The following is a 14,658-nucleotide window of genomic DNA, read 5'->3' on the forward strand; positions in this document are numbered from 1 at the left end:
CGCGAGGCGCTGCTGCGCGCCTGCCCGGACTAGCGCCGGCGAGAGTATCCTGAGCAAGGCGTTAGCCGCGTTCCGGGCGCTTCTGAAGGAGAGGGTTCTATCTGTCTGAACGGGAATAACGGGTGATAAACGTACTGATTATTGAAGATGAACATGCTATCCGTCGCTTTCTGCGCACCGCGCTGGAAGCCGACGGTATGCGCGTATTTGAAGCCGATACCCTGCAACGGGGCCTTATTGAAGCTGCAACCCGCAAACCTGATGTAGTCATCCTCGATCTCGGGCTACCCGATGGCGACGGCAATGAGTTTATTCGCGACGTGCGCCAGTGGAGTCAGATGCCAATTATCGTGCTGTCGGCCCGTACTGAGGAGCACGATAAAATTGCCGCGCTGGACGCCGGCGCCGATGACTATCTTAGTAAGCCCTTTGGCATTGGCGAGCTGCAGGCGCGCTTGAGAGTTGCGATGCGCCGACATGCCGGCGCGCAAGCCGACGAGCCGCTGGTGCGCTTCGCCGATATTGAAGTCGATATTCCCGCCCGCCGCATCGTACGCGGTGACGAAGAGCTCCACCTGACGCCGATTGAATTTCGTCTGCTGGTGGTGCTGTTAAATAATCCCGGCAAGGTCCTCACCCAGCGCCAGTTGCTCAATCAGGTGTGGGGGCCAAATGCGGTGGAACACAGCCATTATTTACGCATTTACATGGGGCATCTGCGGCAAAAGCTGGAGGTCGATCCGGCGCGCCCGCAGCATTTACTGACCGAAACGGGGATCGGCTATCGGTTTATGCCGTAGCGCGATTCCTGTCGCCATCCTGCGGGCTCCACCGATAAAGCAGGAAAACCTCTGCGAACGGCGGAATGGCGCCATAAAAAAGGGTCCCATGATGACCATGGAACCCTTCTACGTCACTCCGCGGATCAACCGCCCTTTAAAAGGGCGACAATCCCCTGAGAATGCCTGTTCGTTTCACCTGACTCAGGCGTTTTTCAGCACTTCGCTGACGATTTCCACCGCTTCTTTCTCGATCTGCTTACGATGTGCTTCACCGAGGAAGCTCTCGCAGTAGATCTTGTAAGCGTCTTCCGTACCTGACGGACGTGCGGCGAACCAGCCGTTGTCGGTCATCACTTTCAGACCGCCAATCGATGCGCCGTTGCCCGGCGCGGCGGTCAGACGTGCGGTGATCGGGTCGCCGGCCAGCTGGCTGGCGCTGACCATTTCCGGCGACAGCTTCGACAGCGCCGCTTTCTGTGCGGAAGTGGCCGAAGCCTGCAGACGGTTATAGCTCGGCGCGCCGAAGCGGGCGGCCAGTTCGTCGTAGTGCTCCTGCGGGTTTTTACCGGTGACGGCGGTGATTTCTGCCGCCAGCAGGCACATGATGATCCCGTCTTTGTCGGTCGACCACGGGGTACCGTCAAAACGCAGGAACGAGGCGCCCGCGCTCTCTTCGCCGCCGAAGCCGAAGCTGCCGTCGAACAGACCGTCAACAAACCATTTAAAGCCCACCGGCACTTCCACCAGCTTACGGCCGAGGTCGTTCACCACGCGATCGATCATCGCCGAGGAGACCAGCGTCTTACCGACGGCGACATCCTGGCCCCACTGCGGACGATGCCGGAACAGGTAGTTAATCGCCACCGCCAGATAGTGGTTCGGGTTCATCAGACCTGCCGGCGTGACGATGCCGTGACGGTCATAATCCGGATCGTTAGCGAACGCCAGATCGAACTTATCGCGCAGCGCCAGCAGCCCTGCCATCGCGCACTCCGAAGAGCAGTCCATGCGAATGGCGCCGTCTTTATCAAGGTGCATAAAGCGGAAGGTTTGATCGACGTGATCGTTGACGATAGTCAGATCGAGTTTGTAGTACTCGGCGATGCGTTTCCAGTATTCGATACCGGAACCCCCTAACGGATCGACACCGAGCTTCAGGCCGGCTTTCTGAATCGCCGCCATGTCGACGATATCCGCCAGTCCTTCGATAAACGGCTGCACCAGATCCTGCTCTTTGACATGACCGGATGCCAGTGCCGCGTCGAGGGAGAGGCGCCTGACGCCCTGCAGACCCGAGGCCAGCAGTTCGTTAGCGCGATTCTCGACCACTTTGGTGACGTTGGTATCCGCCGGGCCGCCGTTCGGCGGATTGTACTTGATACCGCCATCTTCCGGCGGGTTATGCGACGGCGTAATCACGATGCCGTCCGCCAGCGGACCGCCTTTTTTGTTGTGCACCAGGATGGCATTGGAAATGGCCGGCGTCGGGGTGAAACCGTTGTTTTCCTGCACGATAACATCAACGCCGTTGGCTGCCAGCACTTCAAGAACCGAAATAAAGGCCGGTTCGGAGAGCGCGTGGGTATCTTTACCTACGTAGCAGGGACCGGTAATCCCGTTCTTCGCGCGGTCTTCCGCAATCGCCTGAGCGATCGCCAGAATATGCTGCTCATTGAAGTTATGGCGCCCTGCGCTGCCACGATGGCCAGAGGTGCCAAACTTCACCGCATGCTCCGCGTTGCCCGCTTCCGGCTTCAGTACGTAGTACTGCGCGGTCAGCTGAGCAACGTTAATCAAATCACTCTGTTGTGCAGGCTGACCCGCACGCTTATCGATTGCCATTGCCTGATCCTTCTGATGCAAGGTGAATAAAACTAGATCGTGCCGCAGACCTTCTCAATTAATTCCGCTGGGAACTGCATCGACTGCATGATGTGTTCGATCATGCTGCACTTACGACCGGTATTCGTATTGGTGATAACCCACCACGGTGTACCAGGAACCTGTTTGGGTTTGGTCTGGTTACCACTTTTTAGCAGGATCCGCGAATCTTCGGCAAAGTAAACGCGGGTGCGCCCGTGCAGAGACTCGGTGGCCTCAGCAAACGCTTTGTTATCTAAGGAGTACAGCGTGGTCAGGACCAGCATGAAGCGGTTCACCGCGCGTTTTTGTTCGGCGTATTCATCAGATAACAGCAGCTCGCGCATCGCGCGGACTTTATCTTTCGCCGGATTCACGGGCTTCGCTTCGACGGCAGGCGTCGCTGCCGGCGCCGGAGCGATTTTTACAGCCGGTGCGGCAGTCTGGGAAACGGCGGAAAATTTCAGCATGCGCCGTAAAATGTCGGATGCACTCTCGCCAATATGCTGGGTGTGGCTGGCAATATAGCGATAGAGATCATCATCAACTTCAATTGTTTTCATCTTAATCCAGTGCGATATCTTATTCTGAATACAAGTTGTCAGGATTATAAGGACAAATCCTGACCGCGGATAGCGTCAAACCAGGATGGCGGTAAAACTCAGATAGCTCTGGGTCTTGCAGCCGGATGGCAGAATGTCCAACATAATACCCTAACCCGACGAAGCGAAAAAAAGAACTTTGCCATGAAATTAAATAGCCGCACGCAATCTGCACAAAATCCGCACAATAATTCCCCGGTTGTCCTGGTCCACGGTCTGTTTGGCAGTCTCGACAACCTGGGCATCCTCGCCCGCGACCTGGTGAACGACTACGATATTTTGCAGGTTGATATGCGTAACCACGGTCTTTCTCCCCGTTCGCCGGAGATGACCTACGCGGCGATGGCGCAGGATCTGCTCGATACTCTTGACGATCGGCAGATAGAGAAAGCCACCTTTATTGGTCATTCGATGGGCGGAAAAGCGGTCATGGCGCTCACCGCGCTGGCGCCGGAGCGCATCGCAGGCCTGGTCGCCATTGATATTGCTCCGGTGGACTATCACGTGCGCCGTCATGATGAAATTTTCAACGCCATCAATGCCGTCACCGACGCCGGCGCCGCGTCCCGTCAGCAGGCGGCCACGGTGATGCGCGAACATCTACAGGAAGAAGGCGTGATTCAGTTTCTGCTGAAATCCTTCGTTGATGGCCAGTGGCGCTTCAACGTGCCGGTGTTATGGGATCAATATCCGCACATCGTGGGCTGGCAAACGGTTCCTGCCTGGCCTCATCCAACCCTGTTCATCCCGGGAGGCAACTCCCCCTACGTCACCGATGACTATCGCGATACCCTGCTCGCCCAGTTCCCACAGGCGCGGGCGCACGTCATCGCCGGCGCCGGCCACTGGGTACATGCGGAGAAACCGGAAGCCGTCCTGCGCGCCATTCGTCGCTATCTGACCGCTTTGCAGGCTTAACTGGCTAAAAACTGCCCGACCGCGCTGCAGAATGCCCGCGGTCGTTGGCGCAGCGGTTCGCCTGATGTATTATGGCGCGCTATCTGTGTCGGCTATAGCCCGGCAACTTGTTTCCCCGAAGTCACTCTGAATCATGGCAAAAGAACAAACGGACCGTACGACATTAGATTTGTTCGCAACCGAGCGTCGCCCGGGTAGACCAAAGACCAATCCGCTTTCGCGCGATGAACAACTGCGCATAAATAAACGCAATCAGCTCAAACGCGATAAAGTTCGCGGCCTGAAGCGTGTGGAGTTAAAACTCAACGCTGAAGCGGTTGATGCGCTCAACGAACTGGCGGAAGCTCGCAATATGAACCGCAGCGATTTGATCGAAGAGATGCTGATGAACCAGCTGGCAACCCTGCACAGCCGGGATAAAGCCTGAAAATCCTCAAAAAAACACTTTCATGTAGCAGAGTGTGCAGTCGGGCGTGATTGCTGTTTCCGCGCCCTCTCCTGTTCTGCTATGATTGCCGTTATCTGCGGGCATTACGCCACTACCACATCATTAAGTTTCAAGAGGTTATTTTACTCATGGCAATCATCGGCATCTTTTTTGGCAGCGACACGGGCAACACCGAGAATATTGCAAAAATGATTCAGAAGCAGCTTGGTAAAGATGTTGCTGATGTTCACGACATTGCCAAGAGCAGCAAAGAAGATCTGGAAGCCTACGACATCCTGCTGCTCGGCATTCCGACCTGGTACTACGGTGAAGCTCAGTGCGACTGGGATGACTTTTTCCCGACGCTGGAAGAGGTCGACTTTAACGGTAAACTGGTTGCGCTGTTTGGCTGCGGCGATCAGGAAGACTACGCGGAATACTTCTGTGACGCGCTGGGCACCATCCGCGACATCATTGAACCGCGCGGCGCCACCATCGTTGGCCACTGGCCGACTGCGGGCTATCATTTTGAAGCTTCTAAAGGCCTGGCGGATGACGATCACTTCGTCGGTCTGGCTATCGATGAAGACCGCCAGCCGGAGCTGACCAACGAACGCGTGACTAAGTGGGTTAAGCAGGTCTCTGAAGAGCTGCATCTCGAAGAAATCAAAAACGCCTGATGATTGTGCGGCGTTACCGTTAAATTTCGCCGCATTAATAGATAGAAGCAATCAAACTAATAGCTACAAGTTTTTAACTTTTAATCACATATCTGTACAATGTCCTCTGATTTAACGAGGTCAGGTGACGCAGTTTGTAGCTGGGACCTCGTTTTTGACAGCATACAAGGCCCGATACTTGCAGTTTTCATTTAACGATGGCAGTTCTATAATGAGACGCATTGCATCGGGTGATTCTCTGTATTACTTCCGCTGATGGAAGTAGATCGTTTAGCAACAGGACAGATTCCGCATGACTGACAACAATACCGCATTAAAGAAGGCTGGCCTGAAAGTCACACTTCCACGATTAAAGATCCTGGAAGTCCTGCAGGAACCGGATAACCATCACGTCAGTGCGGAAGATTTATACAAGCGCCTGATCGACATGGGTGAAGAAATTGGTCTCGCTACTGTTTATCGCGTGCTGAACCAGTTTGATGATGCTGGCATTGTGACTCGTCACAACTTCGAAGGCGGTAAATCTGTTTTCGAACTGACCCAGCAGCACCATCACGATCACCTTATTTGCCTCGATTGTGGCAAAGTGATCGAATTCAGCGATGAGTCTATCGAAGCGCGTCAGCGTGAAATCGCCCACCGCCATGGCATCCGTCTGACCAACCACAGCCTGTATCTTTACGGCCACTGTGCGGAAGGCGACTGCCGCGAAGATGAACATGCACACGACGCGCTGGAAAAGTAATTTCCCACCGCGCGGACCGCAAAAAGCCAACCTGACGGTTGGCTTTTTTTATGTGCAAACGCCTACCCTTTTCTGCGCGCGGTATGCTCGTCGAGAGCACGAGTAAACTGTTCCTCATCCCACCGGTTTGCCAGCGCTTCCCGCACCAGAGTCTGTTGGGTTTTCGGGACCATTCCACCTAATGGCGGGTCGGTATCAAGATTGGTGGGGAATGAGTAGCCCCGGGCAGCCACGGCAATCAGCGCCTGAAAATCGCCCGCGCGATATTGTCCGTCCTGAAGCTGGGGATAGATTTTTTTCAACACCAGCTCATGGTTCACATCTTCCATCGGGACGCCGAACGCCGAGGAGATCTGCAAAAGATTAGCGGTGCGAACATGATCAGTCGTCGTGTTGTTCCCGGCGGCATGAAACAACGCCGGGTTAAAAAACAGCCCGTCGCCTTTTTGCAACGGCAACTGAACATAGTGCTGGTTAAAGTAGTCGACGAACTCCGGCTGGCGGTAGGCCATATAGCCGAGCTCATACTGATGCGAAAACGGCAGCAGGCGCGTAGGCCCTGACGCCAGCGGCATATCGCTGTGCGCAACCGCCCCTTGTAACGTCAAATACTGCGACAGAATCTGCGCAGGGATGGGAAACTCGGCAACAAACTCGCCCTGCTGAAAGCCGAGATGATAATCGCGATGGGGCTGCTGCGCTTCGCCGCCAGGGCGTACCTGGTTAACCTGAGCGGTCATTCGCCACGCAGGTCCCAACCACGCCTGACAAATTAACCCAAGCATTTCATTAGCATAGTAGTCGCAGAAGGTCTGCGGGCTACGCTCCGCCAGCTTTTGTAACGCATTCCAGATCCGGCCATTGTTCCCCGCGCGAGAAAAGTGGTCAGCCTGAACCCGGGTGCGAGACTCATCGGCCATGATGGTTTCAAACACCGCCGAAGCGCGGTCGATGACATCCATATCCTGATAAAGCCCGCGTACCACCAGCACGCCGGGACCGTAAGAGAGCCCCTGATGTAGCTCGCTTAATACCGCATGTTTATTGGTCGCCGCGACCTGCGCTAACACGTCATGGTCGTAAATCAGAACTTCCTCAGCGACTTCGCTGACCAGCGGATAGTCTTGTTTGTTCACCTGCTGCTGACAGAAGATGTTGAAATCCTCAACTGAGGCCCGATCGGGTCGGACAAAATATTGCGATGTCATGAGTAGCTCCACGGGGTAAGGGTGCCAGACGGCGGTTATTTTTTTGTTCAACGTCTCGAAAACGAACGTTGTTAAGAAATAACTTAGCAGCTAGACTCCACATCAAGAACCTCAAAAACACCTCATAAAAACCTCATGTGATCGATGGCAAAATTTACCCAAAAGCAGATAGCCGCTCAGTCAGGACTGAGTCTCGCCACGATCGACCGGGCGCTACATCATCGGGGGCAGGTACACCCGCAAACGCTGCATCGCATTCAGCAGGCTCTGGCCGATCTGGAACTGCTGCAAAAGTCCGGGCTCGCCCAGGGAAGAACGATCTATTTCGATGTCATCATGCATACCCCTGAACGCTTTAGCGAGCTGGTCAGGGAGGCGCTCAGCAGCCAGTTAGCCAGCTTTAACCCCTTTCGCATTCAGCTCCGCTTCCACTGTTACGAGGACATCAGCGAGCGAGAGATGAACGCGCTGCTGAAAAAATGCGCGCTCAGCAGCCACGGCGTGATTTTAAAGGCCATGAACTCCCCCTCGCTGGTTTCCACCATCGACGCTTTGCTCAAACGCCGCGTGCCGGTTGTCACCATCGTCACCGACATTCCGTCCAGCGCCCGTCTGCGCTACATCGGCATGGATAATGTTGATGCGGGCAAAGCCGCGGCATTTTTGATGTCAAAGTGGCTGGGCGCCGACAGCACTCAAATCGCCGCCGTCACCGGCAGCAATGATTTCATCGGAGAGCGGGAGCGTATTGCCGGATTTATCTCGGGAATTGAACAGTTTGCCCCGCGCAACAGCATCAATGTCGTCGCCGGCGGACTAGGCATTGACCATCAGATGTACGCCTGTCTGTGCCAGTACCTTGATGCTCATCCGCATACCGAAGCGGTCTATACCGTCGGCGGCGGTAACGCGGGGATTATCCGCGCCTTCGCCGAGAGAAACCGACGCATAAAGACCTTTATCGGCCATGATTTTGACCGGGAAAACCGGGCACTGATGCAGGCGGGGAAAATCGATGCGCTGATAGAACACAATCTGCAGCTGGATGCGCAGACCGCATTCCGCTCTTTGCTGGCCTTCCACGGTTTTATCCCTGAGGGCGACTCGCTCAAACCCTATTCACGGATCAACATCATCACCCGGTTCAATATGTATACCTGAAAGGAAGATGCGCAGTCGGTGAAGAGTGCGCATCCACATCGCCTCAGCGGTATGCTGGCGTGACCCACAGCGACCCCTGCTCATGGCTGTCGACAACCGCCTCGACAAACGCCACGCCTTTAAGACCATCATACACCTGCGGTACCGCGGCCCCCGTCAGGCTGAGCGCCTGCTGCGCCTCACGGCTATGCAAGGCTGCGGCGAAGCCGCTGTAGAGGTTGCTGAACGCCTCGATATAGCCTTCAGGATGGCCCGGCGGCGTGCGGGTACGCGCTTGCGTGAGCGCATCCAGATCCGCGCGCCCGCGCTTAATGATTTGCGTCACCCCTTCTAACGGAGTGAAAACCAGTTCGTTGGGCTGCTCCTGGGACCAGATCAAACTGCCTTTTTCGCCAAATACCCGCAGACGCAGCGCGTTGGCGCAGCCGATCGCCACCTGCGAAGACCACAGCATTCCACGCGCGCCGCCTTCATAGCGGATCAGCACATGGGCATTATCATCCAGAGCACGGCCTTCAACGAAAGTGGCTAAGTCAGCCAGCACGCTCTGCGCCTTCAACCCTGTGACATAGCCCGCCAGATGATAGGCGTGGGTACCGATATCGCCAATCGATCCGCCGCGGCCGTTTTTCAGCGGATCGACCCGCCAGGCCGCCTGCGGGTTATTCTTCAGTTCCACGCCGGTGGCCATCCACTCCAGCGGATATTCCACCTGTACAGTACGTACCTTGCCGAGCAGACCTGCCGCGATCCGCGCACGCGCCTCCACAACCATCGGGTAACCCGAATAGGTATAGGTCACGCCGAGGAAGCGCCCGGTTCGCGCCACGATCTCCTGCAGCGCCTCCGCTTCCGCCAGGGTGGTGGTGAGCGGCTTTTCGCAAATGACATCTATCCCCGCTTCAAGGCAGGCGCGGGCTATCGGGAAATGGGTAAAATTCGGCGTACAGATAGCGATGATATCGACACCATCCTCGCGGGCCGCTTCGGCGGCAACCATGCTCTGATAGTCGGTATAGGCACGATCCTCGGCGATCAAATTGTCGAGAGCAAACGCCCGTCCCCTTTCCGCATCGACGTCAAATGCGCCGGCCACCAGCTCGTAGCGATCGTCAAGCCGGGCGGCAAAGCGATGAATTCCGCCGATATAAGCCCCCTCTCCGCCGCCCACCATTCCTAAGCGAATACGCCGTCCCTGCAAAGTTTGTCTGCTCATTTTGCCCTCTTATAGTCCGAGAATGCTTCGGTTTACCGAACGATCGGCATAGGATTTACAGAAATCATCAAAGGATTGATCGGTCACCTTGATGATGTGTTCCGCGATAAACTGCGCCCCTTCCCGGGCGCCATCTTCCGGATTCTTAAAACAGCACTCCCATTCCAGAACCGCCCAGCCGTCAAAGTCATAACCGGTCAGTTTTGAAAAGATCGCCCCGAAGTCGATCTGCCCGTCTCCCGGTGAACGAAAGCGTCCCGCCCGGCGACTCCACGGCTGATAACCGCCGTAGGCGCCGGTTTTGCCGTCCGGGCGAAACTCGGCATCCTTAACGTGAAATGCTTTAATGCGCTCGTGGTAATGGTCGATGTAGGTCAGGTAATCCATTCCCTGCAAGATCAGATGGCTCGGGTCGTACATGATGTTGCAGCGCGGGTGGTTGCCGGTTTTTTCCAGAAAGCGCTCAAAGGTCAGCCCATCATGAAGGTCTTCGGTGGGATGAATTTCGTAGCACAGATCGATGCCTTGTTGGTCAAAGGCATTGAGGATCGGCGTCCAGCGGCGGGCCAGCTCGGTAAACCCCTCTTCAATCAACCCTTCCGGCCACTGCGGATAGGGGTAGAGATAGGGCCACAGCAGGGTACCGGAAAAGGTGACATGCTTCGTCAGGCCCAGCCGCCGTGAAGCTTTTGCCGCCAGCAGCAGCTGCTCGCTTGCCCACTGCTGGCGCTCCCGGGGATTATTGCGCAGCGCCGCCGGGGCAAAGCTATCGGCAGGCAGATCGAAGGCCGGATGCAGCGCCACCAGCTGTCCCTGCAGGTGGCTGGCGAGGTCGGTCAACGCCAGCCCGTGTTCATCGAGGATGCCCAGCACTTCATCGGCATAGGTCTGGCTCTCCGCCGCGCGCTCAAGGTTAATCAGGCGCGCATCCCAGCTGGGAATCTCCACCCCTTTAAACCCTTTTTCCGCCGCCCAACCGGCGATCGCGTTCAGAGAATGAAAAGGCGCTTCATCGCGAGCAAACTGCGCAAGAAAAACGCCTGGACCTTTCATCGTAAGCATAAAAACTCCGTCATAAAATGTGCACTTGTGAATATCACCAGTGCACTCATTGACCGTCGGACAATCCATTATTAATGGTTCATGAATTTTTGATAATTTTCTGGGGTAATTAACTGGAAGGGGATAAATTCAATATCTTTTACCTTTTCCCCTTTCGATATTTTCTCAGCCATATCGACGGCCCCGAAGGCCTGGGCTTTGGCATCCTGAAATACGGTCACGGTCATCATGCCGGTTTTCATGGCCTGCAGGCCATTATTTCCGCCATCGGTCCCACCCACCAGAATATCTTTACCCACCTTCATGCCATTACTTTTAATGGCCATCGCCGCGCCGATGGCCATTTCATCAGCGTTAGCAGAAAGAATATCGATTTTCTCGCCGGTAAGTATCCAGTTATTCATCAGATTCATACCATCTTCACGCATCCATTTCGCGGTATCTTCGAGCACCACATGCATATTCGGGTGTTTAGCAATCACCTCTTTCGCCCCCTGGGTTCTGAAACGGGTAGCGTCATTGTTTAACAGCCCTTTCATAATCGCGACGTTGACGCTTTTGCGATCCTTCACCATGTCAGCGAGATACTGCATCTGCATGCGTCCGGCTTCGATCTCGTCGCTGCCGATATAGCTTACGCCATCGCCCATTTTCGAATCAGAGGGCATACGGTTGAGATAGATGAGCGGGATTTTCGCGGCGCGAGCCGCATCGGTAATATTCTTTGTCCCCTGAGTATCGACCGGATTAACGATAATGACGTCGACTTTCGCATTAATAAAACTTTGCACCTGGCCAAGCGATTTATCGACCGCCCCCTGAGCATCTTCAAATTGCACCTTCATATCGGGATAGGTTTTTGCCCGTTCGGCAATATAACCGCGCAGCCGTGAAAGGAAAACATCATCCATTTGCGCCATCGTTACGCCAACCTGAAGAGCCATGGCGGCAGGACTGGCTAATAACGAGGCAAGGCACAGTAAGGTTATTTTTTTCATGTTCATCTTCCAGATAAATGATTAGCTTTAAATGTGTGCCGAAAATATAAATAAAATTTCCGGCAGGTTACGTTGAATGGCTATATTCAGCAAAGCGTTCACCGTCCCACCATGGGGAAATAGCCAGCGGCATCAACTCATCCAGATATATTTTGTAGAAAACTGTTAATTCAATTGTACGACCTGCCGGGTATCCGCCGATAATTGTGCAGCGTCTGCCAGCGCTAATGCCGCACAGCCATCGTGAATATTCACCGGTACATCTCCCCCTTGTTTTACCGCACGGATAAATGCCGCCATCTCCAGACGATAGGCGTCGGTATAGCGTTGCATAAAGAAATTAAGCAGTGGGCCACGAACTTCCGTCTCTTGTGCGCCGTAGCGGCGTACGCTGGTCTCACGCTGATTGTCGTTAAGCAACATGCCGCCGGCGCCAAAGGCTTCAATCCTCTGGTCGTAGCCATATACCGCCTGTCGGCTGCAGTTAATCTGACACTGCTTGCCGGAAGCGGTACGCAGCTGCACCATCACGGTATCGTAGTCGCCCAACGCCTCCAGTTCGGGCGCAAACAGCCGGCTACCGCTGGCAAAGACTTCCACCGGCTCCTCGCCAAGGATCCAGCGCGCAAGATCGAAATCATGGATCGCCATATCGCGAAATATGCCCCCGGAATGTTTGAGGTAGTTCATCGGGGCCAGGCCAGGATCGCGGCTGGTAATCAGCAGCTGATGTAGCTCGCCAATCTCTCCCGCCCGCAGACGCTGGTGAATTTCGCTAAAACCCGGGTCAAAACGGCGGTTAAACCCCAACATCACCCGGGAGGCGCGTTCTCCAAGCACCCGCTGGGCTTCACGCGCTTTTTGAATATCCAGATCGACCGGCTTTTCACATAACACCGACTTCCCAGCCTGGGCTGCCGCCAGCATCAGGCTCACGTGGGTATCCGTCGGCGTCCCGATCACCACCGCGTCGATGGTCGGGTCGGCGATAGCCTCCAGCGGATCGCTTATCGCTCTTCCGCCATATGCCGCCGTCAGTTTCTGCGCATTCTCTATAAAGGGATCGGCAACCATCGCCAGCACAGCATCGCAATGACCGGCTACATTAGCCGCATGGACATGGCCAATACGCCCGGCGCCAAGGACTGCAACGTTTATCATGGTATTCTCCACAGGATCTTCAGGCTTCAAGGTAATGGGTTCATCACCGCATTGATCGCCAGCACTTCAGGGTTGACGACCAGCGACGGTTCCAGGCATTCGTTGAAATAATCGATAATATTCTGCGCCGCCGACACCGACATGCGCATCGCCGCTTCGCCGGTCAACCCGGCGCTGTGCGGCGTCAGGATCAGGCGTTCTTTTTGTTCCAGCAGCGCGGAGGCCAGATCCGCCGGTTCGCATTCCAGAACATCCAGCGCCGCCCCGCCGAGATGATTAGCGGCCAGCGCGCCGGCCAGCGCGTCCTCATCAATAATTCCCCCCCGGGCGGTATTAATAATCAATGCCCCGGGTTTGAGCAGCGCCACTTCCGCCCGGCCGATCAGCGGCCGATCGCCCACCCGCGGCAGATGAATAGTGACGGCATCCGCCTGCTGCAGTCCGGCGTCGATATCCCGAACCCGGGCAACGCCGAGATCGGCAAACGCGCTATCGGCCACATAAGGATCCCAGGCCACCACCTTCATGCGAAAAGCCTGCGCCAGTCGGGCAACCTCCCTGCCAATACGGCCGAATCCGAGGATAAACAGCGTTCTCTCCGCCAGTTCGACGGCAGAAAAGGTATTACGACTGTTCCAGTCTCCTGCACGAATCGCCTGATCGAAGTAACAGACCCGCTTCGCCAACGCGAGCAGCAGCGCGAGGGTATGCTCCGCCACCGAACGCGAATTCACATCGCCCACCACCGCCAGCGGAATGTGCCGGGCGCTCAGCGCTGCGATATCGACCGAGTCATAACCTACGCCGTGACGTGAGACGATCTTCAACTGCCGGGCGCTCGCAATCTCTACGGCGGTCAGCGGCTGGGTACGGATCAATAAGGCATCGGCCTGCGGCAAAAACGGCGCATAGCTGTCGACGCTCACCGGCGAAATCAGTTCGACGGTAAATCCCGGCGCACTACGCAACAGCTCAATTCCTGCGGGATGAATTTTCCCGGCCACCAGAACATGCGGCATCAGTAACCTCCCTTCGGCGAAACGCTCCCGGCCGGCGAGGTGTTCCCCTGCAGCTGGTGAAAGCGTTGAACGCTGGCGGCGGCCGCGGAACGCAGCAGCTGGACATCATTAGAGACGGTGACCAGATCGAATCCCCAACTGACGGCCTTCGCCGCGTACTCTGGCGTGCCGTTATGCAAACCGGCGCGCTTTCCGGCGCGGTGGGCCGCCGCGAGAATTTGCTGGATTGCCGCGACGATCTCCGGTTCTTCACGATCGAAGCCGGTGCGGTATCGACGTCCGGTCAGACCGAGGGTTAAATCCGCCGGGCCGATGTAAACGCCATCCAGACCGGGGGTATCGAGAATCGCGTCAAGATTGCGTACGGCTTCTGCGGTCTCAATCATGGCGAAGCAGACGACCTGCTCATCGGCATGCTGGCCGTAATCCTGGCCGGTGGAAAACGTCACGCGCGTTGGGCCAAAGCTGCGGCTGCCGGCAGGCGGGTAGCGTACGCAGGAGACCAGCTCGCGCGCCTGCTCCGCGGTGTTAATCATCGGGCAGATGATCCCCCAGGCGCCGGCGTCCAGCGCCTTCATAATCATCCCAGGATCCAGCCACGGCACGCGTACCATCGGCGCCACGCCGCTGGCGCGCATCGCCTGCAGCATCGGCCTGGCATCGTCATACCCGACAAAACCGTGCTGCAGATCGATCGTCAACGCGTCGTAACCCTGCTCCGCCATGATTTCGGCACTGAAAGCGCTGGCGATACTCAGCCACCCGTTCAGCACCGGTATCCCCGCCGCCCAGCAGGCTTTGATGTTATTCGTTTTCATC

At 56.0% G+C, this 14,658-nt stretch carries 15 protein-coding genes; 6 read left to right on the top strand and 9 right to left on the bottom strand.

The features are described 5' to 3' along the window. The first annotated feature begins 122 nt into the window (after positions 1–122). Positions 123–800, top strand: coding sequence for a two-component system response regulator KdpE (gene kdpE, locus AC007G_RS01560; RefSeq protein ID WP_032688820.1), 678 nt, complete (start codon positions 123–125; stop codon positions 798–800). A 183-nt stretch (positions 801–983) separates the two neighbouring features. On the opposite strand, the gene pgm is transcribed toward kdpE, so the two are convergent. Both pgm and seqA read right to left on the bottom strand, forming a co-directional pair. Further along, the gene (gene pgm / locus AC007G_RS01565) at positions 984–2,624 is read right to left on the bottom strand and encodes a phosphoglucomutase (alpha-D-glucose-1,6-bisphosphate-dependent) (RefSeq protein ID WP_032688821.1); all 1,641 of its coding nucleotides are present in this window, start codon (positions 2,622–2,624) and stop codon (positions 984–986) included. A gap of 32 nt (positions 2,625–2,656) precedes the next feature. Then, positions 2,657–3,205: a replication initiation negative regulator SeqA gene (seqA, locus tag AC007G_RS01570; protein WP_142630153.1), complete on the bottom strand. Its 549-nt coding sequence runs from the start codon at positions 3,203–3,205 to the stop codon at positions 2,657–2,659. 183 nt (positions 3,206–3,388) lie between these two features. Here seqA and ybfF point away from each other — a divergent pair, with 183 nt between their 5' ends. The 4 genes from ybfF (at position 3,389) to fur (ending at position 6,014) form a co-directional block, all read left to right on the top strand. Beyond that, a complete protein-coding gene (gene ybfF / locus AC007G_RS01575; protein WP_032688823.1) occupies positions 3,389–4,162 on the top strand; it encodes an esterase in 774 nt (257 codons plus the stop codon). 133 nt (positions 4,163–4,295) lie between these two features. Next, positions 4,296–4,589: a LexA regulated protein gene (gene ybfE, locus AC007G_RS01580; RefSeq protein ID WP_004859608.1), complete on the top strand. Its 294-nt coding sequence runs from the start codon at positions 4,296–4,298 to the stop codon at positions 4,587–4,589. Between the two features lie 149 nt (positions 4,590–4,738). Further along, the gene (fldA, locus tag AC007G_RS01585; RefSeq protein WP_032696387.1) at positions 4,739–5,269 is read left to right on the top strand and encodes a flavodoxin FldA; all 531 of its coding nucleotides are present in this window, start codon (positions 4,739–4,741) and stop codon (positions 5,267–5,269) included. 292 nt (positions 5,270–5,561) lie between these two features. Then, positions 5,562–6,014 (top strand): ferric iron uptake transcriptional regulator, encoded by a 453-nt coding sequence (gene fur, locus AC007G_RS01590; protein ID WP_015584881.1) that lies wholly within the window; start codon positions 5,562–5,564, stop codon positions 6,012–6,014. Between the two features lie 62 nt (positions 6,015–6,076). Here fur and AC007G_RS01595 read toward each other — a convergent pair whose 3' ends face one another. Continuing rightward, entirely contained in the window at positions 6,077–7,222 is a 1,146-nt protein-coding gene (locus AC007G_RS01595) for a phytanoyl-CoA dioxygenase family protein (RefSeq protein WP_112150031.1), read from the bottom strand. A 144-nt stretch (positions 7,223–7,366) separates the two neighbouring features. Between AC007G_RS01595 and AC007G_RS01600 the strand changes: the two genes are divergently transcribed. After that, positions 7,367–8,383 carry a substrate-binding domain-containing protein gene (locus AC007G_RS01600; protein WP_032688827.1) on the top strand — a complete coding sequence of 339 codons (1,017 nt, stop codon included), beginning with the start codon at positions 7,367–7,369 and terminating at the stop codon, positions 8,381–8,383. Positions 8,384–8,426: 43 nt separating this feature from the next. Here the strand turns inward: AC007G_RS01600 and AC007G_RS01605 are convergent, their stop codons facing one another. From AC007G_RS01605 to AC007G_RS01630, 6 genes are all read right to left on the bottom strand, one after another. Beyond that, the gene (locus AC007G_RS01605; protein WP_180888661.1) at positions 8,427–9,599 is read right to left on the bottom strand and encodes a Gfo/Idh/MocA family protein; all 1,173 of its coding nucleotides are present in this window, start codon (positions 9,597–9,599) and stop codon (positions 8,427–8,429) included. Positions 9,600–9,608: 9 nt separating this feature from the next. Beyond that, positions 9,609–10,661 (bottom strand): sugar phosphate isomerase/epimerase family protein, encoded by a 1,053-nt coding sequence (locus tag AC007G_RS01610; protein ID WP_032688829.1) that lies wholly within the window; start codon positions 10,659–10,661, stop codon positions 9,609–9,611. Between the two features lie 71 nt (positions 10,662–10,732). Next, entirely contained in the window at positions 10,733–11,659 is a 927-nt protein-coding gene (locus AC007G_RS01615; protein WP_032696389.1) for a substrate-binding domain-containing protein, read from the bottom strand. Positions 11,660–11,824: 165 nt separating this feature from the next. Continuing rightward, complete coding sequence (iolG, locus tag AC007G_RS01620; protein ID WP_142630155.1) at positions 11,825–12,820, bottom strand: inositol 2-dehydrogenase; 996 nt, start codon at positions 12,818–12,820, stop codon at positions 11,825–11,827. A gap of 26 nt (positions 12,821–12,846) precedes the next feature. Further along, positions 12,847–13,839, bottom strand: a complete 993-nt coding sequence (locus AC007G_RS01625; protein ID WP_142630157.1) for a hydroxyacid dehydrogenase — start codon at positions 13,837–13,839, stop codon at positions 12,847–12,849. Further along, complete coding sequence (locus AC007G_RS01630) at positions 13,839–14,657, bottom strand: HpcH/HpaI aldolase family protein (protein WP_073554281.1); 819 nt, start codon at positions 14,655–14,657, stop codon at positions 13,839–13,841. The genes AC007G_RS01625 and AC007G_RS01630 overlap by 1 nt, the downstream gene beginning before the upstream one ends. Position 14,658: the final 1 nt, after the last annotated feature.

This window comes from Klebsiella sp. CSG-1, assembly GCF_056521145.1.

Bases quoted from the DNA above. Each gene is read 5' to 3' on its own strand.
- pgm (WP_032688821.1), bottom strand. From the start codon at position 2,624: ATGGCAATCGATAAGCGTGCGGGTCAGCCTGCACAACAGAGTGATTTG.
- seqA (WP_142630153.1), bottom strand. From the start codon at position 3,205: ATGAAAACAATTGAAGTTGATGATGATCTCTATCGCTATATTGCCAGC.
- ybfF (WP_032688823.1), top strand. From the start codon at position 3,389: ATGAAATTAAATAGCCGCACGCAATCTGCACAAAATCCGCACAATAAT.
- ybfE (WP_004859608.1), top strand. From the start codon at position 4,296: ATGGCAAAAGAACAAACGGACCGTACGACATTAGATTTGTTCGCAACC.
- fldA (WP_032696387.1), top strand. From the start codon at position 4,739: ATGGCAATCATCGGCATCTTTTTTGGCAGCGACACGGGCAACACCGAG.
- fur (WP_015584881.1), top strand. From the start codon at position 5,562: ATGACTGACAACAATACCGCATTAAAGAAGGCTGGCCTGAAAGTCACA.
- AC007G_RS01595 (WP_112150031.1), bottom strand. From the start codon at position 7,222: ATGACATCGCAATATTTTGTCCGACCCGATCGGGCCTCAGTTGAGGAT.
- AC007G_RS01600 (WP_032688827.1), top strand. From the start codon at position 7,367: ATGGCAAAATTTACCCAAAAGCAGATAGCCGCTCAGTCAGGACTGAGT.
- AC007G_RS01605 (WP_180888661.1), bottom strand. From the start codon at position 9,599: ATGAGCAGACAAACTTTGCAGGGACGGCGTATTCGCTTAGGAATGGTG.
- AC007G_RS01610 (WP_032688829.1), bottom strand. From the start codon at position 10,661: ATGCTTACGATGAAAGGTCCAGGCGTTTTTCTTGCGCAGTTTGCTCGC.
- AC007G_RS01615 (WP_032696389.1), bottom strand. From the start codon at position 11,659: ATGAAAAAAATAACCTTACTGTGCCTTGCCTCGTTATTAGCCAGTCCT.
- iolG (WP_142630155.1), bottom strand. From the start codon at position 12,820: ATGATAAACGTTGCAGTCCTTGGCGCCGGGCGTATTGGCCATGTCCAT.
- AC007G_RS01625 (WP_142630157.1), bottom strand. From the start codon at position 13,839: ATGCCGCATGTTCTGGTGGCCGGGAAAATTCATCCCGCAGGAATTGAG.
- AC007G_RS01630 (WP_073554281.1), bottom strand. From the start codon at position 14,657: ATGAAAACGAATAACATCAAAGCCTGCTGGGCGGCGGGGATACCGGTG.